Below are 17,866 nucleotides of genomic sequence, written 5' to 3'. Positions count from 1 at the left end.
CGTTATTCGTTGAGCGCGGCCCGCACGTAGCGCAGCGCCGACTCGTCGTCGAGGCCGAGTCGGCGGATGACGGTCACGTAATCGGTGGCCGCCCGCCCGGCGGCGTCCCGGGTCGGATCGCCCGAGGAGGCGATGAACGAGCCCAGCCGGCCGCGGGTTTCGAGCACCCCGTCCTGCTCGAGTTCCCGATAGGCGCGCGCGACCGTATTGGGCGCCAGGCTCAGCTGGGCCGCGAGCGCCCGGACCGTGGGTATCTTCGTTCCGGCCGTCAGCTCGCCGGAACGAACCCGGGCAATGATGCCCTGCCGCAACTGCTCGTACGGCGGAACCGTCGAATGGTGGTCGACCGGAATCTCGAGCATGACCGTCTCACATCTCGTCGCGCGCGAGCGGGCAGGACAGGCAGCGGGGTCCGCCGCGACCCGAGCCCAGTTCCGAGCCCGGGATGGTGAGCACCTCGATGCCCGCGTCCGCCAACCGCGCGTTCGTATTCTCGTTGCGTTCATAGGCGACGACCACGCCCGGCGCGAGCGCGAGGGTGTTGTTGCCGTCGTCCCACTGTTCCCGTTCGGCGGTCACGCCGTCGAGACCGGTATCGATGATCCGCAGCTTATCGATGCCCATCGCCTCGGCCGCGGCGGGCAGGAACGGATCCGGACCGCTCATACTCACCGTGCCGTCGGTCTCCTTGCGGATGGTGAAGGCGCACAGCGAATCCTGTACGGCCGGATACATCACCACCGCGTCGCGATCGACCATCGTGCACACGGTATCCAGATGCATGGTGGCACGGTTCTGCGCGATCGGCACGACGAGCACGGTATGGGCCAGATTGTCCTCGAACAGGCTGCGGGCCAGGGCCTCCGCACCCGCGGGCGAGGTCCGCTCGCCCACGCCGATCGCGACCACCCCCGAGGCGAGCAGCAGCACATCGCCGCCCTCCATCGGCGCGGTATGCGATTCGTAGGCCCGTCGCACACCCAGGAATCGCGGATGGAAGGCGTAGATGAGGTCGGTCAGCGAGGTCTCGCGGGCCCGGGCGGGCAGCGCCAGCGAGGTGATCGCGACCTTCGGGCCCACCCAGAACGACGAATCGCGGGTGAACAGCAGATTCGGCAGCGGATCGATGACGAAGTCGGTGCCGTGGTGCATGCGCCGGACCAGGGAGGTGGCATCGGTGCCGAACGGCAGTTCGTCGAAGGTCATCCCGGCCATCAGCACGCGGGCCAGATCCTCCGGCGGCACCCCGCGCAGATACGCCTTGAGATCCTCGGCCAGCCCATGGCCGATGCGGCGTGCGTCGACCGCGGCGGTGATGCCCATACTGCGGCCCGGACGGCTCACCGCGAGCGTCTCCACCAGCAGATCGCGCAGCAGCAGCACCTCCACGCCGCGGCCGCGCAGCACATCGGCGAACACATCGTGCTCCTGCTGGGCGCGTTCCACCCAGGGGATGCCGTCGAACAGCAGTTGATCGTTGTTGCGCGGGGTGAGCCGACGCAATTCGTCGCCGGGTCGGTGTAACAGCACCGTGTTCAGCGTGCCGACCTCGCTTGTCACGGAAAACGGTCGCGCCGACGGCACAGCCTCTGCTTCCATGGCTTCGACCGTAATAGTCCGGGGCCGCATTGGCACGGAATTCGCTGGCGGCTCCGCGTCCCCCAGTTCTTCCGATCGGGCGTAAACATCACCTAACCTCAAGTATTGTTTAGGATATGCAGCATACGACGTGGCAGGCCAAGGAGCTCACCCCCGGACAGTTGTCCGAGCGAAGCGGAGTCGCGGTGTCCGCGCTGCATTTCTACGAGCGCGAGGGGCTGATCACCAGCCGTCGCACCAGCGGCAATCAGCGCCGCTACCACCGCGAGACCCTGCGCCGCGTCGCCTTCATCCGCATCTCGCAGCGGGTCGGCATTCCGCTCAGCGAGATTCGCAAGGCCCTGGACACCCTGCCCGAGGGCCGCACCCCCAATCGCAAGGACTGGGAACGACTGTCCACGATCTGGCGGGTCGACCTCGATCAGCGCATCGAGCAGCTGGTCCGCCTGCGCGACAGCCTCACCGGCTGCATCGGCTGTGGCTGCCTGTCGCTGGCCAGCTGCCGCATCGCCAACTGGCACGACAAACTCGGCGAGGAGGGCCCCGGAGCCCGCGTCCTGGATGTGAACCTCAACTGCGCCAAGGAGGTCGACGGCTGCGCCGAACCCGCGTGATCAGCGCAAAAACGAGTTGAACAGGTCGTTGGCGCGGCGCATGGCGAATTCGTAGGGCCAGGCGAATTTGCGGGCCCACCAGTAGCCGAAGCGCACCTCGAAGGAGGTGTGGATCATGAAGCGGTTCTTCTCGATACCGCGCAGGATCTGTCCGGCCACCTTCTCCGGCGGGGCCGCGTGCTGCTGGAATCGCTTGGTGTAGCGCTGGATTCGCGGATCGTCGCGATCGACCCCGGCGATCTCGACGGTGTCGACCAGACCGGTGTTCACCGCGCCGGGCACCACCAGATGCACCGTGATGCCGTGCCGCTCGAGATCGAAGCGCAGCACCTCCGACGCGCCGCGCAGCCCGTATTTGCTGGCGCTGTAGGCGGCATGCCACGGGAAGGCCAGCAGTCCGGCCGCCGAGGACACGTTCACCAGCGCCCCGCCGCGCCCCGCGCGCACCATCGGCGGCACGAAGGTCTCGATGATGTGGATCGGGCCCATGAGATTGACGTCGACCAGCCGCCGCCAGTGCCGATGTTCGAGATTCTCCACGGTGCCCCAGGCCGACACCCCGGCGATATTCATGACCACATCGAGGCTGCCGTGCCGCGAGTGCACCTCCTCGGCGAACTCCCGGACCGCCTCGTAGTCGCTGATGTCCAGCGCCCGCGACACCAGCACCTTGCCGCCCTCGCGGCCGATGGTCTCGACCGTATCGGCCAGGCCCTCGGCATCGATATCGGTGAGCACCAGCTCGGCCCCGGCGCGCGCCGCGGCGAGGGCGGTCGCCCGCCCGATTCCGCTGGCCGCACCGGTGATCAGGGTCTTCTTACCACTGACGGACTTCAAGCGATCGCGCACGCCGTTCCTCGAATGCTGTTGACCGGACGTATTCCTGTGCTGCCGAGGAGCATACGGGCTCGGGGCGCGCGGGGTTCGAAAGCGGTGCTCAGCGACCGGAGAAAACCCGCAGCATCCGGGTCACCGCGGCCCGCCACGGAAATTGCTCGGCGCGGCTGCGCGCCGCGGTCCGGCGTTCACCGGCGGGCAGTGCGAGCACCTCGTTGACGGCTCGGGCGAAGGCGGTCGGATGGTCCGCGGCGACCGCACCGCAGTCGGCGGTCACGATATCGGCCAGCGCCGAGGACCGGCTGGCCACCACGGGCGTGCCCGCCGCCAGCGCCTCCAGCGCGGCCAGTCCGAACGTCTCGTGCGGCCCCGGCGCGAGCGAGACGTCGGCACTGGCCAGCAGGGTCGCGAGCTTGGTTCGGTCGTCGACGAATCCGGTGAAGTGCACCGCCGCCCGCCCGTCGCTCAGCGGCCGCAGTCCGCGCGCCAACCGTTCCAGCGATTCGCGCCGCGGCCCGTCGCCGACCACGATCAGCCGGGAATCGCGTCCGGTGCGCCGCAGCGCGTGCACCGCCGCGATACTGCGATCGACCCGCTTCTCCACCGACAGCCGCCCGCAGTGCACGAGCAGCGGATACTCCCCGCCGAGTTCGGCGCGCAGCCGCCCGTCGTGGCGGCGCGGGCTGAACATCTCCAGATCCACCCCCAGCGGCACCAGCGCCACATTCGGCGCCTCGATGCGCTGGAACTCCTGCTGCGCGAATTCGGTTGTGCAGACCACGATGTCGTAATCCGCCGCGGTGCGCCGATTGGCCGCGTCGGCCGCGCGCCGCGCCATCGGCCCCGGTAGCACCTGCCCGATCAGCCGATCCAGCCGTTCGTGCGAGATCATCACCCCCGCGATATCGCGCCGCCGCGCCCACCGCCCGAATCCGCGCAGCGTCAGCCGATCCGACACCTCGAGCGCATCGGGCCGCAACCCCGCCAGCACATCGGCCACCCGCCGCGGGTCCGCCGCCCGATAACCCCCCGTCCACGGAATAGCCAAGGCGGGCACGGTAATTCGCACCACCCCGCTCGCAAGCGCCTCTTCCGACCGCCGCGCCCCGGGCACGATCAACACCACTTCGTGCCCCGCCGCCACATAGCCCGACCCCAGATGATGCAGCGCGGTGCGAAGTCCCCCAGACCGCGGACCATAGAAGTTCGCCAGCTGAACGATGCGCACTCGCCGATCGTTCCCGCCCACCAGACCACCCGGGACAACGCGGCGTGAACAGGCGCGGAAGTGTCGGCTAACCGGCAGGGGCGGGGGTGACGCGAATGAGTCCGTGGGGCGAATCACCGGACAGATAGGAGATCTCGATCCGCACCGCGATCCAATCCGTCTCGGCGAATCGCAGTCTGACCTGCAGTTCACGCCGCGCTCGGCGGTCCGGGCCGAGCGTCGACACCTCCCGGTAGGCCGCGCGATAGCCTTCGACATCATCGGGATGAAATTCCGGCCGCTCGGTCGTCCAGGGATCCAGCGGCGGTTGCGGCTCATTGATCCATTCGTAGATCACGCCCATACCCAATTCGATGAATCCGACCCCGGCGTCGTCGGCTTGCGACACGGCCCGGGTCATCGCCAACTCCGGCGTGGGCCGCGGCGGGCGAGCATCGGTGATCTCGTGCATGAGCGCGCGGGTCACGATCCCGCCGTCGTCGTGTACTCGGACGGTCATCTGGAAGCAACGCACCCGGTCGTCGTCGCCGAGCAGATACACCTCGCCCTGCCATCGACCGGCCGGATCGGTTCCGGTGAGCACGGCCGAATACTCCAGTCTCCCGTCGAATCGCGCCATGCGACCGAACACCTCGGGCGGTGTCCGCACCACACGCACGTCCCCGGGGGCACGGGCGAAGATCAGTTCTTCCAGCCCCGGACCATGGTGCGCCAGTTCGGTTTTCGACAGCCAGTCCCAGGCGCCGACCGCACGCGGGGGCGGTACACGCTCCTCGTTTCCACCCACCCACACCTGAAAACCGTGCGTCGCGCCGAACGCGCAGCGCACCGGCATCGCCACGGCACGAAGTCCCCCGTCGCACAGGCCCACAGGCCCGCCCTCTCGACTTCGATCCATCGCCTCGCGCATCAACCGGAACGCGGTCGGCCCGAGATTTCGCCGGACGCGGACCAGACTCGCCCACTCCTTGAGCTGACAGCCGTCGGCCACCATGGTGGGCTCCGATTCGGGACCGAGCGCTTCGACCAGAAGCCAGTCGCCACCGGACACGACTACGCCTTCGGCACTCGCGATACCCGGGGTAGCTCCAGGTCCAACGGAATGCGACCAGCGGCAAGATGCACTTCGACCTCCTCGGCGGGTATGGGTCGGGCGATCAGGAAGCCCTGCGCCCGATAGCACCCCAGACCCACCAGGGTGCGAGCCGCCACGGCGGTTTCCACTCCTTCGCCCACCACACCCAATCCGAACGAGCCCGCAAGTCCGACAATGGATTTCACAATGGCCAGATCGTCGGTGCTGACGCCGAGCCGCTGCACGAAACCGCGATCGATCTTGACCGCATCCACCGGCAGCGCCTTGAGATGTGACAGCGAGCTGTAGCCGGTGCCGAAGTCGTCGATAGCGATCTGCAAGCCCATGCGCTTGAGACCGCGCAATGTCACCTGCGTGCGGGTCAAATCCTGCACGACCACATGTTCGGTGATCTCCAGGCAGACCGAACTGCCGTCGATTCCGTACTCGCGCAGCACATCCTCCACCGACTCGACGAAGTCGAGACTGACCAGCTGCACCGGCGAGACATTGATCCGGATGACGACATTCGACGCCAGTCCGTGGCTGCGCCACTGGGCGAACTGCTTACAGGCGTTGCGCAGCACCCAGCGGCCCAGTTCGCCCGCGAGGTTGGTCGCCTCCGCCACCCCGACGAACGCGCCCGGCGGCAACAGTCCGCGGGTCGGGTGCTGCCATCGGACCAGTGCCTCGAGGGCGACGATCCGTCCGGTGCGCAGATCCACCTCGGGCTGATAGTGCAGGATCAGCGAGCCGTCCGATACCGCGCTGCGCAGATTGAGCTCGACATCGTCCTGCAGCTCGAACTGCGCGCGCATGGCATCGGTGAACACCGCGACGCCGTTGCCGCCGCCGGACTTCGCCGACAGCAGTGCGTGATCGGCCCGGCGCAGCACGTCGGCGACCGTGGTCTCACCCGGAATGCCAAGCGCCACACCGACGCTCGCCCCGCGACTGACGGTCTCGCCGCCCACCGTGACCCGGCGGGAGATGACCTGCTGCAGCCGGGTGGCCTCGAGTTCGGCCGCGACCGCGTCCATCGGCTTGGCCGGAACGATGACGAATTCGTCCCCGCCGAGCCGGGCGATCATATCCGCGGGGTCCAGATGTTCGCGCAGCCGCGCGGACAGGGCCTGGATGAAGTTGTCGCCCGCGGTGTGGCCGAGGAAGTCGTTGAGCGCCTTCAACCGGTCCAGATCCAGGAAGAACGTCGCGACGGGACCGGAATGCCCCGGCCGCAGCCGCTCTTCCATATGTTCGAGCAGCGCCCGGCGGTTGGCCAAGCCGGTCAGATCGTCGTGCATCGCGATGTAGCGCAGCCGCTCCTCGGCCTCCACCCGGGCCTGCAGCTGCGCGAACAGCGAGGCGATCGCCTTGAGGACATTCAGCTCTCGCGTACTCCAGTCGCGCTCGCCGACCTTGATGAAGCCGAGTAGCCCGGTCGACTTCCCGCGCGAGAGCAGCGGTACCGCGGCGGAGGTGACGCGCGGCAGACCCGAGGCCTTGCGGATGGTCTCCTGATAGTCCACGTCCGCGCTGGTGACCAGGAACGGCTCGGTCGCGTGTTCCAGGGCGCGGAAGACCGAATCGGCCTTCTCGAAGTACACCACGGCCAAGGGATCGGGATCGGGCACGTCGGGCCGGTGCGGCCACTCGGCGATCAGGACCGTCGCGCGACGGTCGCGATCGGTATGCCGCAGATAGCTGAAATCGACATCGAAATACTCGACGAGCAGGGCCAATACGCGTTCGGTCGCCCCGACCATGGTCGTGGCATCGACACCCATGAGCTCTGCGGCGACCTGAGTCACCAGTGAATCGAGCGTCCGCCGAGGCACCTTGTCTCCGATCACGCTAACTACGGGGCGCCGCGTCCGTATGCGGACGCCGCCTGCTACGGACTGAAGCTGCTGCCGCGTAGCTCAGGCGAAGCACCAACGCAATGGTCTCATGCTCAGGCACTCCCAGGAGGTCCAGGAAACGGTCCTGAAGTGACGCTAGTGTATCGGCGAACATTGGGGAAAGCCCGACGAAATCTTCGGAGCGTCGGGCGTACAGGAACACCGGCGAGGTGGGCTGTACGGCCAATCCGAACCGCTGGGCCTGCAGCCAAACCCGTTCCACCGCCATACCCGCCGACGCGTATCCGCGCAGGTCGTCGTCGTGTATCGGGAAGGTCACCGCCACCAACCCGGAACTCGATCGAACCCGGTCGCGAGTGTATTTTCCGAGCGCGGATCCGGCCGACCATTCGCGCAGGTGGGCCATTACGTCCTCGCGACGCCCGACCTCCAGCGCGGCCTGCTCGTCGGGGGCTAATTCCAGGCTCTCGACATCGATCCCGGTGACCGGATCGTCGTCTTCGGGCCAGCGCAATTCAGCGAACATGGAGTCGTGCAGATGCGGGGTCAGGTACCGCACCCGGTCGGACTCCCCCAGTAATCGGGCCGCCTCCGCGATATCTCCCGGTTCGGTCACCAGGCGCACCCTCGCGCCCTCGGCCGCCGCGGCCGCGGTGAGCGCCTCGATCACCGACCCGGGCAGCGGTTCGCCGCTGCCGCGATGACGGTTGGTCTCGCGCAGCAAGGCCATGGGATAGTCCGCGGCGATCGCCGCGTCCGCGCCTGTGCCCATATCCAGTACGACGCACAGCGGACTGCCGGGATCCTCGACGAACCGATATTCGCCGAGTAGACCGTGCGCCGCGGCGGCCGCCCGCGCGTTGTACAGTGCCGCCCCGACGGCTACCGCGCTGCCGCGATGCCCGATATCCAGCGGTGACTGGAATTCCGGCGCGAGTGCGATACGCAGTCGGCCGGGTCCGCGCAGCATCGACCAGGGCTGTACGTTGCCGCCGGAGGGCGCCCGCGCGGCACAGTGCATGATCCTGCCGATCGGACTGCTCGCCCGGCCGATCCGCACATCGTCGCCGGATCCGAGGAAATCCACACCCAGATCGGGCTGGATCAATTCGTCCAGGCTCGCATCCGGATCGATGCGGGTCCGGCCGGACTGCAGCGGGACTCCGAGTCCGATGCGCCGCACCGCCGCGGCCACACTCGCCCCGCCGATCATCACGTCACTGCCCAATTGCGGCCAGCCCGCGAGGGTTTCGCCGACCTCGATCATGCTGGCGGCCATGCGGGCGGATACTTCACGAACGCCGAGTAATCGAACGACATAGGGCGATTTCTCACGCACGGTGAGTCCACGCAGGTCGCCCGCCTTCAATCCGCCCAGCAGACCATGGAACAGGGGCCGTTCGGGCTCCAGATCGAAACGCTCCACATCGAGCAGACCTCGATCGCTGGTGTGCATCAGGACCGGAATCCCGGCTTCCCGCGCGGCCTCGCGCACAACGATTTTGACGTCGAGGGAATCGCACTCCTCGACCAGCAGCGACAGCCCGTCCACGAACCGCTCGACGGACCATTCGTCGACGCCCGCGTCGAAGACCTCGACCTCCAGATACGGATCGAGTTCGGCGATCCGGCGGGCCGCGACGACCGCCTTGTTGATCCCGATATCGAGCAGCCCGGCCGAGATCCGATTCAGATTGGACAGTTCGATCGCGTCGAAGTCGGCCAGCCGCAGACAGCCGCATATCCCTTCCAGCGCGAGATCGAATGCCACTGCGTGCCCGACGCTCTGACCGATGACGCCGATCGTCAGACCGGCCAATCGCTCCTGCTCGGCGGCGGTCAGCTTATTGCGATTTCGATCCAGCCGCACCCTTCGGAAAATCGGTTCACCGGGTATCGCGACGACGGTGCGCCGCCATCCGTAGTACACCCAGCGCTCCCCGGCGACATCGGCGCTCTCACCGGCGATGGCGGTGTACTCCGCACGAATCTGCTCACGCAAGTCGAGGAATTCGATGGTCGGATCGCTTCGCAACGTATCGAGAATCCGAGAATCCGCCGGATCCGACCGATCGAGTATCAGCGGTCTGTATTCTGCACTCGGACCGTAGTCATCGACCATATGTGCGCAGGACCTCCCATCCGCGCCCGGTTCCATGGCGGCTGCGCCCGCCCTTGCTCTCGGCTACATCCAGTTCCCTCAGTTCGGCCGACATGAGCGAGTATCGAGATTCGTCGACCAGGTCACGGTATCGCCAGGAGTCCCACCAGACCGGCACAGTCGAATATCGCGTGTCGGGAAAGGGGATTCCCGGAACTCCGGGCGAAATCACCCCACCCGTCGAGCGATAACGTGCGGCGGTGAACGAGGCGGCCGTGCCGAATCCGAAACGCACACCGAATAATATCGGCGCATAGGCGAGACACCGCGCCACGGCCGCGCCCAGCGCCCGGCGATGATCGGCCGCCCGGTCCACCCAGCCGCCGCGGACTTCCACCATGCCGAACTCCAGTCTTCTGGCTACGAGCTCGCGAAGCGCGAATTCACCCGGGCGACCACACCATTCGTGCAGGGCGGCGATATCGTCCACGCCGGCGTACGGCCCCTGCACCCGAACCCCGGCTACCACCTCGCCGACCTCGTTCACCGCGCTGAAGAACATGGAAGTCGACCGACCATCATGTGTGTTCTCGTAGTCGAGGACGCCCTCCACGCCGTAGTGGCGGTACACCCGCAACGCCCCGTCGAGGTACCGGTCCCACAGATCCGGTCGCGTCTCGGGGGTGCTCAGCCAGAAGGTGCAGGCGGATTGCGCATCTCGGAAGCGCAGTGTCCCTGCCACGGGAGACACTGACGGACCGACCGCGACCGCTTCGACAGTCATACAGTTCCTACTCCGTTGCTGCGCGGCATCGCGCGACTAACGCCGACCCGTCCGGACCGGACGGGCTGCGGCCGTGTCCGGATGTGGTCGCCTAGGGCAGTATCCGTCATCCTGCCGGAATTGACCAGACGTCCGGCAAATCTCCCGAAACCTGGACGTGGGGTTCGAAATCTCCCCAGGTCAGGCCCATCATGTCGGCGAGCCGCAATAACCGGAAGACCGGTTGGTACTTGCTTGGTTATCCAATAGCTATCTAGACGAGGATCGAGATGTACAGCTCCACTCGGTCGGTTCCGCGCCAGATTTCGATCTCTTCGCGGTAGGCGCGGGTGATCTCCGCGGAGGCGGTGGCGTCGTCGACCTGAGCCCAGACATCCTCGACCGGATCGTGATAATCACCGTTGGGTTCGAAACGCGCGTAGACACCCTTGGGCACCCGAATCAGAACGTCGCCGAGCGGTACCGCGTCCACGGCCGGATAGTCGTAGCTCACCAGTACGTTGTAATTTCCGGCCGGATCGGGCACGTACACCGTGTACAGCGCACGCTCGGCGCCGTCGCGATCGCGCAGCCGGTCGCGCAGGAATTCGATCAGCTCGCTGTTGCTGACCTTGAAACTGGGGCGCATCCGCGGCACCACCAGGCCGCCGTAGAGCGCCTCGTCGCGGACCACGATCGAGTAGGTCATCGCGGATCGACCGCCAGGTACAGATCGATCTTGTATGCGTGTGGATAGCATTCGAAATCGCCGGTGTGCGTGCGTTTTATGTGGTTGTGTTCCTCGGCGTAGGCGATCTGGGTCCACAGGTCGGTCATGATCTGCGGGAAGTTGCCCACCGAGGAGAACCGGGCGTAGGTGCCCTTGGGCAGCCGCGCGACGATATGGCCGCGGGTGACCTCGTCGAAGGCGCGGCACTCGTAGCCGACGATCTGGGTGTTGAACGTGTTGAGCTCCGGCGAATAGTCGGTATAGGCCGAGGCCAGCGGGCCGCCGAGCTCCTGATGCAAGACCGAGGCCCAGGCGGCCTCCAGGTCGTGATCGCGCAGTTCCCCGAGCGCGCGTTTCGGGCTTCGGACCGGCAAACCGGCCACCCACGTCTCGTCCCGCTCGACGATCTCAAACTGCATGGAAGAAACTCTCTCGAAATCGACCCCGTACCGGCCTGCCAGGAACGTCATGCTATCAACCCACTCTGTGAGAGATCGGTGACATGGCCGCCTCGCGAGGGCGTACTATGACCGGCTTCACTCGAACCATCCGGCAGTCCTGCGAACGCAAGATTGCAAATATCGGGCTATCGATGCGCGTGGGCTATCGATCGGAAGGAGTCGTATGACCGCACATCCGGACCCGACCTCACCCGGCGGCTATCGCACCCTCGCCGAGATGGACGCCGACCTCGTCGACTGCCGGGCGTGTCCGCGCCTGGTCGCCTGGCGCGAGCAGGTCGGCCGCGACAAGCGCGCGGCCTTTCGTGACCAGGACTATTGGGCCCGACCGGTACCCGGCCTCGGACCGGCCGACGCCAAACTGCTGTTGGTCGGGCTGGCCCCGGCCGCCCACGGCGGCAATCGGACCGGGCGCATGTTCACCGGCGACCAGAGCGGCGACTTCCTGTTCAAGGCGATGTACGCGGTCGGGCTGACCAATCAGCCGTACGCGATCGACAGCGACGACGGTCTGCGACTGCTCGGAGTCCGCGTCACCGCGCCGGTGCACTGCGCGCCGCCGGAGAACAAACCCACGCCCGGCGAACGCGATACCTGCAGGCACTGGCTGATCACCGAACTCGGATTGCTCGCCCCGACCGTGCGCGCGGTGCTCACCCTGGGCGCCTTCGGCTGGCAGACGCTGCTGCCGATCCTGTCCCAGGCGGGCTGGGAGGTTCCGCGGCCACGGCCGAAATTCGGTCACGGCGTGCATCTTTCGCTTCCGCCCACTCGCGCGGACCGCGAGCCGCTCGAGGTGTTCGGCTGCTATCACGTCAGCCAACACAACACCTTCACCGGGCGACTGACCCCGGCCATGCTCGAGGATGTCCTCGCCCGGGCGAAATCCGCTGCGGGACTGTAGGTCTCAGTCCGCCGCGCGCAGGAACGCGCCCGCGCGCAGCGAGGTCCCGAAACCGTCGGCGAACGCGCCGTTCTCGTAGACCAGCGTGCCGTTGACGACGGTCGCCGCGACAGCCCGATCGTTGCGATTGACCATGCGCTGCACGCCGGGGGCTCCCGGCATGGGCGCCTCGTGATACCGCGCGCCGGACCCGTCGAGGCCCGCCGGATCGATGATCGCGAGATCGGCCCGCGCGCCCGGGGCGATGCGGCCGGTGTCCAGGCCGTACCACTGCGCGAGTTCACCGGTCAGCCGGTGCACGGCCCGCTCGACGGACATGAAGCCGTCGCGGTGCACACGCTCGAGGAAGCGAATCCCCATGTTGTAGAAGGCCATATTGCGCAGGTGCGCGCCGGAGTCGGCGAAGCCGATCTGCACCTGCGGCGAGCGGGCCAGCCGGTTCAGTTCGGCGTCACGGTCGTTGGCGATCGTGGTCCGCCAGCGCAGGGCCGAACCGTGCTCGACGACCAGATCCAACAGGGCGTCGGGAGCGAGAATGCCGCGCTCGGCGGCGATCGCGCCGAAGGAGCGGCCCACGACCGAGGCGTCCGGACAGGCCACGATCTCGGCGTCGTCGAGATCCCGATGCCATACCCGCGAGCCGAACTTCTTGGCCATATCCTTGCGGAACGCCCGCCGGAACTCGGGGTCGTTCAGAAATTCGTGGCGGCGCAGCAGATCTCGGATGTTCAGCGCCGCGACACCGGAGCCGAACTCCTCGAACACCACCAGATCGATACCGTCGGCGTACACCTCGAACGGCACCGGCAGATGCTGCCAGCGGAATTCGGCGCCGAGCACCCGATTCGCCAGCGCCGCAACCGTTGTCGCCAGTCGCACCACGGTCCGATCGGCCTTGATATCGGCGGCGGAGATCAGGGTGGTCTTCAGCGGTCTGCCGTGCCGCCGTGCGGCGCTCTGCAGGAAGAAATGCCCCATCTCGGCCCGGCTGGTCAGATTCGGGGTGCTCTGGTGGATCCGATCCCGTTGCCGCAGTACATCATTGAGCTCCCGATACTCCGACCACGGCGCATAGGTCGACGGCAGCTGGCGGCCCGGATAGCGCTTGCCCTCGAGTTTGGAGAACGAACTGCGGATCGTGGACAGCCCGACGAATCCGGCGTCCAGTGCGTCGGTGAGCATGCGGACCATCTGCCGCAGCTCCTCGCGGGTCGGCCGCGCCCGCCGATCCGAGGCCCGCGCCAGCCCCATGGCCGCCACCCGAATATCCGAATGTCCCACGAACGCGGCGACATTCACCCCCAGCGGCTTCGCTTCCAACGCCGCCACATAGCCTTTCGGATCGGTCCAGTCCCGATGCTCCTTGACCGCGCCGTGCACCACGTCCCACGGCAGCGCCTCCACCCGGGCGAACATATCCGCACAGTCCTCGGCCTCGGTATAGACCGTCGACAGCGAACAGTTCCCGATCACCACCGAGGTCACCCCGTGCCGCGCCGACTCCCCCAGCCCCGGCGCGAACAACACCTCGGCGTCGTAATGCGTATGCACATCGATCAACCCCGGCACCACCCACTTACCGGTCGCATCGATCGTGCGCACCCCCTCGGGCAGATCGATCCCGATGGCACACACCCGCCCACCGGCAATCCCCACATCCGCCCGAACCGGCGCGGCCCCCGTCCCGTCGTAGACGTCACCCCCGCGAATCACGATCTCGTACCCGGCCACCAGGACCTCCAGCCCGCTCCCGACTTTTCGATACATTACTGTATCCGCAAACCCCCACCACGACCACCCCTCACCCCCAAACCACCCCTCACCAGCCGATTCGGCAACCCTCACCCCCACCTGCTAAAGTTCCTCAGCGTGGTTCGGCAACGTTCCACACGGGGCTATAGCGCAGTTGGTAGCGCGTCTCGTTCGCATCGAGAAGGTCAGGGGTTCGATTCCCCTTAGCTCCACAGTTGCGAAAACACCGCCCGACCTGGGAAAAGGTCGGGCGGTGTTTTCGTTAGGGCGTAAGCACGGCTAGCCCGCTGCCCACTTTTGCCCACACTCGCGCGCGCTGCCCTGTCCAGAGCGGCCGAAACGGCTTCCAGATCATCGGGGAACAGATCGGCGTAGGTGTCGAGCGTCATCGCTGCCGGCTTGTGGCCGAGCATGGTCTGAACCGCCTTCACATTCGCCCCGGCGCCGATCGAGAGTGACGCGGCCGTATGCTGCAAATCGTGCGGCGTGATCGTCGGGAACTCCGGAGTCTTCAGCTTCCCGCGCTGGGCTTCCTTTGTCCGCTGACGAAGCGCCGCGCCCTTGCATCGGGCCACAGCCATCGCGAACACGCGCGGCCGGTAGTTGCCCACTCGCAGTACCGCGCCGTTCTCGCCGGGGAATTTTGCAGTAAGGTCGGGCCATAAACGTAGGAGCAAGCACGGAGCCCTTTGTTTCTGGGATACTGCAGCTGTTTAATTACTATCGGTTGGTACTATTAGGCCAGTGGGCAATTCATGCAAAAATCGCTACCCCCTCTCTCGGCCCTGACTCGCCGGCGGCAGTTCTTATTTCGAGTGCAACACCAGCGACGAACGAATGCGACGCAGAGTCGCTTGCGCTTCGCTGGTCAGCTCTCCCATTCCGGTCTTGATGGTTGCGCGGATGACTCGCTGAATCTGGTGTGGCAGCCGATGGTGTTCGGCCGATCGCATGGCGTCGATGAATGCCTCTGTGGCGGCGTCGGGATCGTTGATCGCTGCGAGCACTTCGCCCGTCGTGACGCGTTCGATGATGCGCCACTGCGGAGCGGAAGGTGTGCCGACAGGAGTGCCTACGAGTCGGCCTGCTTCCGCGGTCCGGCCGGTGCCGAGCAAGCCTCTTATCTCAATTTCGTGCAGGGTGAACGGCTGGAATAGCAAGCCGCTGTGCGTATTTCGCTCCAGTAGGTGCCGGTACTGCCGTAGAGCATGGTCGAAGTGTTCGCCGTCACCGAGTTCGCCTGTCGCACGGCACAGGAACGCGAGGGTCGCACCGCGGTCAGCTGGATCGGTCGAAAGGGCAAGTGACTGTTCCAGTCTCGCTACCCCCGCGCCGACATGTCCGGCCTTGCGCAGCTCGTTGCCGTGCATCCGGAGTGTATGAGCGTGGAAAACCGGGTTGTTGAGCTTGGCGGCTATCTTGACCGCTTGTCCGGTCCAGCGCGCGGCCGAGGCCAAACGTTCCTCGGGTAGCACCGTGCCCAGCGAGACGCCGAGCGCTACTCGAGCTTGGGCGAGCAGAATGAGGCTGTCTCGCTCCATGCGGCCTTCGGCTGCCCTGGCCTCCAGTCGCGCCACGAGTGGCCAGAGTTCGTTGACGGCCTCGACAGCATGTCCGGACTGGCGCGCGATTTCGGCGAGACGAACTGTGCTGTCTCCGAATTGGAGCATCGCGCGGTATTCGGCGTCATCAACACCGGTGACCCCGAGGACATGTGCGGGTAGGCCCAGTCGACTGGCGATATGACGGCGCGATGCGACATCGGCAATCGCCCGACGGCCGGTCTCGAGCATCGACACGTAGGACTTGTCGTAGCCGAGTAGTTCGGCCAGCGCTATTTGGTTCAGGCCGTTGATCCGGCGGTAGGTCCGCAGGATTGTCGGCAGGTCACGGGTTGCTATCGCCGTCGCTGCTTCCGGAGCAGCCCACAGCCAAATGGCGGAGACGATCGGCGTAGCGCGGACCAGAGCTTTGGTGGGGCTTTGGCCCACGGCGCAGGTGGGGCATACAGCTTCGGTTGCGTAGCGGCTTATCGCGACGCCGCAAGCCTGACACCTGCTGCCGTCCACAGCGTCCCCCTTAGACGTTCTCCGCAGCTCGGAGCTGAGCGAACCACGTCATGATGGACCGCTTGTAACCGTCGGGCATGTTCAATCCGGCGATTTCGTCCTCTCCGAACAACCCGACTTCCTTGTGCTCGTGCGACAGGACCGGTTCGGCGTCGGTATCCGGATAGCAGCCATACGTGACGATGAAGACGTGCTTCTCGGCCTCGTTGATGTAGTAGATCCATGAGTCGAGAATCGGCCCAGTGGTGACCGGCCACTGCGTCTCCTCGGTGATCTCGCGGGCCACGCATTCCTCGGGTGTCTCGTCCGGCTCGATCCGGCCGCCCGGCAGCTCCCACTCCTCGCGCTCGTTCTTCAGCAGCAGCACCCGACCGTCACGAACGACAACGCCTTTGATCGAGATCGAGTACATGTGCGGTACGTATCCGGAGGCAGTCATAGCCGCGACGCTAGCACCGGCGCAGGGGCGGGCCCGCAGGTTGCGCGGTGACAGTTTGTCAGTGGACGGGCCGGTAGAACCGGACGCACGGTTGATCCATGTTCGTGGACTTACAGCATGAGTGGGCAGCAGGGGTAGCCGCAAAGCTGGCTGCGGATGGCTTGGCTCGATTCGAAGGCATTCGGACTCGAGCACAATTGGTCGCCCTGGGGGCGTCTTTGGGTCGTGTTGTCCCGCACCGGGATAGCGGACCGGATGGCGTGACAACGTTGATGCATCGCGGAAAGCTCGGCAGCCGTGCCGGTTTCGAGGGGTTCGGTAACGGCGCACTCGCTCCGCACACGGACCGATCGGGCATACCGGAACCGCCTGCGCTGTTGATGGTGGTTTGCGGTCGGAAGGGCCGAGGCGGTGACACCATCGCAATCGATGGTCGGAGCATGTTCCTCGACCTTGCCGCAAGCAACACGCAAGCAGCACAGGCACTTTCACAGCCCAACACGGTCTTGTTCGGTGGGGCGGCGGGCTACCTGAGTTCGATATTCGAGCGCACGACGGACGGGCGAGTTCGGATTCGGTACCGGCGAGACGAACTGGCGATGTTCGCCCCGGGGATCGTCCGATGGCTGCCCGCGTTGAGTGACGCTGTGGAACGCCACATGATCCAGTTCGGCTTGGAACCTGGGCAGGGATACGTGTTGCACAACCACCGCTGGCTGCACGGTCGTACTCGATTCAGCGGCGACCGAGTCATGTACCGGCTCAGCCTGAATCCACACGAGGAGTTTGCCATCCCATCGGGTTTCGAGGCATCGAACGCAGTCGGGGTGAAGCCATGAACATTGACTACGACACCGTGCGGGTGTCGATCCATTTCGAGAATGGCTCGGACGATCCGAACGACTATCCGTATTACGACCACTGCGCTTTCGATCCGGGTCCACTCACGCCAGAACAGGCGCACCGGTTGTTGCAGATCCACCTGCACAACGACTCGGTTCAGTGCAAGCAGAAACACGCGGCGCTGAGCACCTTGGAGGCGGCGGGTCGTCTGCATCGCGCAACTCGATCGGTAACCGCCTCATGAGTGACGCGAGGTGGCTTCCTCGGCGCGGCAAGCTCAACGCCCAGCAGCTCGCGGAAGCCGAAGCGATCTTGCGAGAAGCCAGCCGCGCGGATCTAGAGACTCTGTCGCGCGTGGCCGCCGAACTACGCGAGCAGACCGAGCAGCCTCGCCTCCAAACCGAGATCGACGGAGTGGTCGCCCGCTACTGGGCATCGCATCCGGAACGCCGGAGAGGAGGTGACAGCGCCGGGGAGTCGAACGCCGGACGGTAATCGGCTCGGATACGTCATCGAACGCCCCGCCTCGGTGCCCCTTGGCGGGGCATTCGTCTGCCCATGCGCTGCCCACAATTGCCCACGAATCAGC

At 66.2% G+C, this 17,866-nt stretch carries 19 protein-coding genes and 1 tRNA gene; 6 read left to right on the top strand and 14 right to left on the bottom strand.

Going from position 1 to position 17,866, the window contains the following annotated elements; genetic code table 11:
- Positions 1-2: 2 nt before the first annotated feature.
- Together NP4_RS08300 and arcA are read right to left on the bottom strand one after the other, a co-directional pair.
- Positions 3-362, bottom strand: coding sequence for a GntR family transcriptional regulator (locus NP4_RS08300; protein WP_067994395.1), 360 nt, complete (start codon positions 360-362; stop codon positions 3-5).
- 7 nt (positions 363-369) lie between these two features.
- Positions 370-1,599: an arginine deiminase gene (gene arcA / locus NP4_RS08295; protein WP_067994393.1), complete on the bottom strand. Its 1,230-nt coding sequence runs from the start codon at positions 1,597-1,599 to the stop codon at positions 370-372.
- A gap of 116 nt (positions 1,600-1,715) precedes the next feature.
- On the opposite strand from arcA, the gene soxR reads away from it, so the two are divergent.
- Entirely contained in the window at positions 1,716-2,213 is a 498-nt protein-coding gene (soxR, locus tag NP4_RS08290) for a redox-sensitive transcriptional activator SoxR (protein ID WP_067994390.1), read from the top strand.
- On the opposite strand, the gene NP4_RS08285 is transcribed toward soxR, so the two are convergent.
- From NP4_RS08285 to NP4_RS08250, 8 genes are all read right to left on the bottom strand, one after another.
- Positions 2,214-3,062 (bottom strand): SDR family oxidoreductase, encoded by an 849-nt coding sequence (locus NP4_RS08285; RefSeq protein WP_067994387.1) that lies wholly within the window; start codon positions 3,060-3,062, stop codon positions 2,214-2,216. It abuts the gene before it with no gap.
- A gap of 88 nt (positions 3,063-3,150) precedes the next feature.
- A complete protein-coding gene (locus NP4_RS08280) occupies positions 3,151-4,278 on the bottom strand; it encodes a glycosyltransferase (RefSeq protein WP_067994384.1) in 1,128 nt (375 codons plus the stop codon).
- A gap of 67 nt (positions 4,279-4,345) precedes the next feature.
- Positions 4,346-5,329 (bottom strand): GAF domain-containing protein, encoded by a 984-nt coding sequence (locus tag NP4_RS08275; RefSeq protein WP_067994381.1) that lies wholly within the window; start codon positions 5,327-5,329, stop codon positions 4,346-4,348.
- Between the two features lie 2 nt (positions 5,330-5,331).
- Positions 5,332-7,164: a putative bifunctional diguanylate cyclase/phosphodiesterase gene (locus NP4_RS08270; protein WP_281277662.1), complete on the bottom strand. Its 1,833-nt coding sequence runs from the start codon at positions 7,162-7,164 to the stop codon at positions 5,332-5,334.
- A 43-nt stretch (positions 7,165-7,207) separates the two neighbouring features.
- Positions 7,208-9,337, bottom strand: a complete 2,130-nt coding sequence (locus NP4_RS08265; protein WP_067994378.1) for an Rv1355c family protein — start codon at positions 9,335-9,337, stop codon at positions 7,208-7,210.
- The gene (locus NP4_RS08260) at positions 9,327-10,058 is read right to left on the bottom strand and encodes a hypothetical protein (RefSeq protein WP_067994375.1); all 732 of its coding nucleotides are present in this window, start codon (positions 10,056-10,058) and stop codon (positions 9,327-9,329) included. The genes NP4_RS08265 and NP4_RS08260 overlap by 11 nt, the downstream gene beginning before the upstream one ends.
- 295 nt (positions 10,059-10,353) lie before the next feature.
- Positions 10,354-10,788 (bottom strand): effector binding domain-containing protein, encoded by a 435-nt coding sequence (locus tag NP4_RS08255; protein WP_067994373.1) that lies wholly within the window; start codon positions 10,786-10,788, stop codon positions 10,354-10,356.
- On the bottom strand, positions 10,785-11,228 hold the full coding sequence (locus NP4_RS08250; RefSeq protein ID WP_067994370.1) for a GyrI-like domain-containing protein: 444 nt from the start codon (positions 11,226-11,228) through the stop codon (positions 10,785-10,787). The genes NP4_RS08255 and NP4_RS08250 overlap by 4 nt, the downstream gene beginning before the upstream one ends.
- 205 nt (positions 11,229-11,433) lie before the next feature.
- Between NP4_RS08250 and NP4_RS08245 the strand changes: the two genes are divergently transcribed.
- Positions 11,434-12,174 (top strand): uracil-DNA glycosylase, encoded by a 741-nt coding sequence (locus NP4_RS08245; RefSeq protein WP_067994368.1) that lies wholly within the window; start codon positions 11,434-11,436, stop codon positions 12,172-12,174.
- A 3-nt stretch (positions 12,175-12,177) separates the two neighbouring features.
- Here the strand turns inward: NP4_RS08245 and NP4_RS08240 are convergent, their stop codons facing one another.
- Positions 12,178-13,905, bottom strand: coding sequence for an N-acyl-D-amino-acid deacylase family protein (locus tag NP4_RS08240; protein WP_067994860.1), 1,728 nt, complete (start codon positions 13,903-13,905; stop codon positions 12,178-12,180).
- Positions 13,906-14,065: 160 nt separating this feature from the next.
- On the opposite strand from NP4_RS08240, the gene NP4_RS08235 reads away from it, so the two are divergent.
- Positions 14,066-14,138 (top strand) — tRNA-Ala (locus NP4_RS08235).
- Here the strand turns inward: NP4_RS08235 and NP4_RS08230 are convergent.
- From NP4_RS08230 to NP4_RS08220, 3 genes are all read right to left on the bottom strand, one after another.
- Positions 14,130-14,537 (bottom strand): tyrosine-type recombinase/integrase, encoded by a 408-nt coding sequence (locus NP4_RS08230; RefSeq protein WP_307596653.1) that lies wholly within the window; start codon positions 14,535-14,537, stop codon positions 14,130-14,132. The two genes, NP4_RS08235 and NP4_RS08230, sit on opposite strands and share 9 nt — an antisense overlap.
- 195 nt (positions 14,538-14,732) lie before the next feature.
- Positions 14,733-15,995 (bottom strand): helix-turn-helix domain-containing protein, encoded by a 1,263-nt coding sequence (locus NP4_RS08225; RefSeq protein WP_067994362.1) that lies wholly within the window; start codon positions 15,993-15,995, stop codon positions 14,733-14,735.
- Between the two features lie 10 nt (positions 15,996-16,005).
- Positions 16,006-16,434 carry an NUDIX hydrolase gene (locus NP4_RS08220; RefSeq protein ID WP_067994359.1) on the bottom strand — a complete coding sequence of 143 codons (429 nt, stop codon included), beginning with the start codon at positions 16,432-16,434 and terminating at the stop codon, positions 16,006-16,008.
- 98 nt (positions 16,435-16,532) lie between these two features.
- Here NP4_RS08220 and NP4_RS08215 point away from each other — a divergent pair, with 98 nt between their 5' ends.
- The 3 genes from NP4_RS08215 to NP4_RS08205 are packed head-to-tail and all read left to right on the top strand — an operon-like array spanning position 16,533 to position 17,772.
- Positions 16,533-17,273: a TauD/TfdA family dioxygenase gene (locus NP4_RS08215; RefSeq protein ID WP_067994357.1), complete on the top strand. Its 741-nt coding sequence runs from the start codon at positions 16,533-16,535 to the stop codon at positions 17,271-17,273.
- Positions 17,270-17,521 carry a hypothetical protein gene (locus NP4_RS08210; RefSeq protein WP_067994355.1) on the top strand — a complete coding sequence of 84 codons (252 nt, stop codon included), beginning with the start codon at positions 17,270-17,272 and terminating at the stop codon, positions 17,519-17,521. Before NP4_RS08215 ends, NP4_RS08210 begins: the two co-directional genes overlap by 4 nt.
- Positions 17,518-17,772, top strand: coding sequence for a hypothetical protein (locus NP4_RS08205; protein ID WP_067994351.1), 255 nt, complete (start codon positions 17,518-17,520; stop codon positions 17,770-17,772). Before NP4_RS08210 ends, NP4_RS08205 begins: the two co-directional genes overlap by 4 nt.
- The last annotated feature ends 94 nt before the right edge of the window (positions 17,773-17,866 follow it).

This window comes from Nocardia pseudobrasiliensis NBRC 108224 (assembly GCF_001613105.1).
In the GTDB taxonomy this organism is placed as follows: Bacteria; Actinomycetota; Actinomycetes; order Mycobacteriales; family Mycobacteriaceae; genus Nocardia; species Nocardia pseudobrasiliensis.
This window is presented reverse-complemented; position numbering and strand designations above follow the sequence as displayed.

What these genes read in the sequence shown, in the direction of transcription:
- NP4_RS08210 (WP_067994355.1), top strand. Translation starts at nt 17,270, where the DNA reads ATGAACATTGACTACGACACCGTGCGGGTGTCGATCCATTTCGAGAAT.
- arcA (WP_067994393.1), bottom strand. Translation starts at nt 1,599, where the DNA reads ATGGAAGCAGAGGCTGTGCCGTCGGCGCGACCGTTTTCCGTGACAAGC.
- NP4_RS08245 (WP_067994368.1), top strand. Translation starts at nt 11,434, where the DNA reads ATGACCGCACATCCGGACCCGACCTCACCCGGCGGCTATCGCACCCTC.
- NP4_RS08265 (WP_067994378.1), bottom strand. Translation starts at nt 9,337, where the DNA reads ATGGTCGATGACTACGGTCCGAGTGCAGAATACAGACCGCTGATACTC.
- NP4_RS08215 (WP_067994357.1), top strand. Translation starts at nt 16,533, where the DNA reads ATGTTCGTGGACTTACAGCATGAGTGGGCAGCAGGGGTAGCCGCAAAG.
- NP4_RS08255 (WP_067994373.1), bottom strand. Translation starts at nt 10,788, where the DNA reads ATGACCTACTCGATCGTGGTCCGCGACGAGGCGCTCTACGGCGGCCTG.
- NP4_RS08220 (WP_067994359.1), bottom strand. Translation starts at nt 16,434, where the DNA reads ATGACTGCCTCCGGATACGTACCGCACATGTACTCGATCTCGATCAAA.
- NP4_RS08205 (WP_067994351.1), top strand. Translation starts at nt 17,518, where the DNA reads ATGAGTGACGCGAGGTGGCTTCCTCGGCGCGGCAAGCTCAACGCCCAG.
- NP4_RS08250 (WP_067994370.1), bottom strand. Translation starts at nt 11,228, where the DNA reads ATGCAGTTTGAGATCGTCGAGCGGGACGAGACGTGGGTGGCCGGTTTG.
- soxR (WP_067994390.1), top strand. Translation starts at nt 1,716, where the DNA reads ATGCAGCATACGACGTGGCAGGCCAAGGAGCTCACCCCCGGACAGTTG.
- NP4_RS08300 (WP_067994395.1), bottom strand. Translation starts at nt 362, where the DNA reads ATGCTCGAGATTCCGGTCGACCACCATTCGACGGTTCCGCCGTACGAG.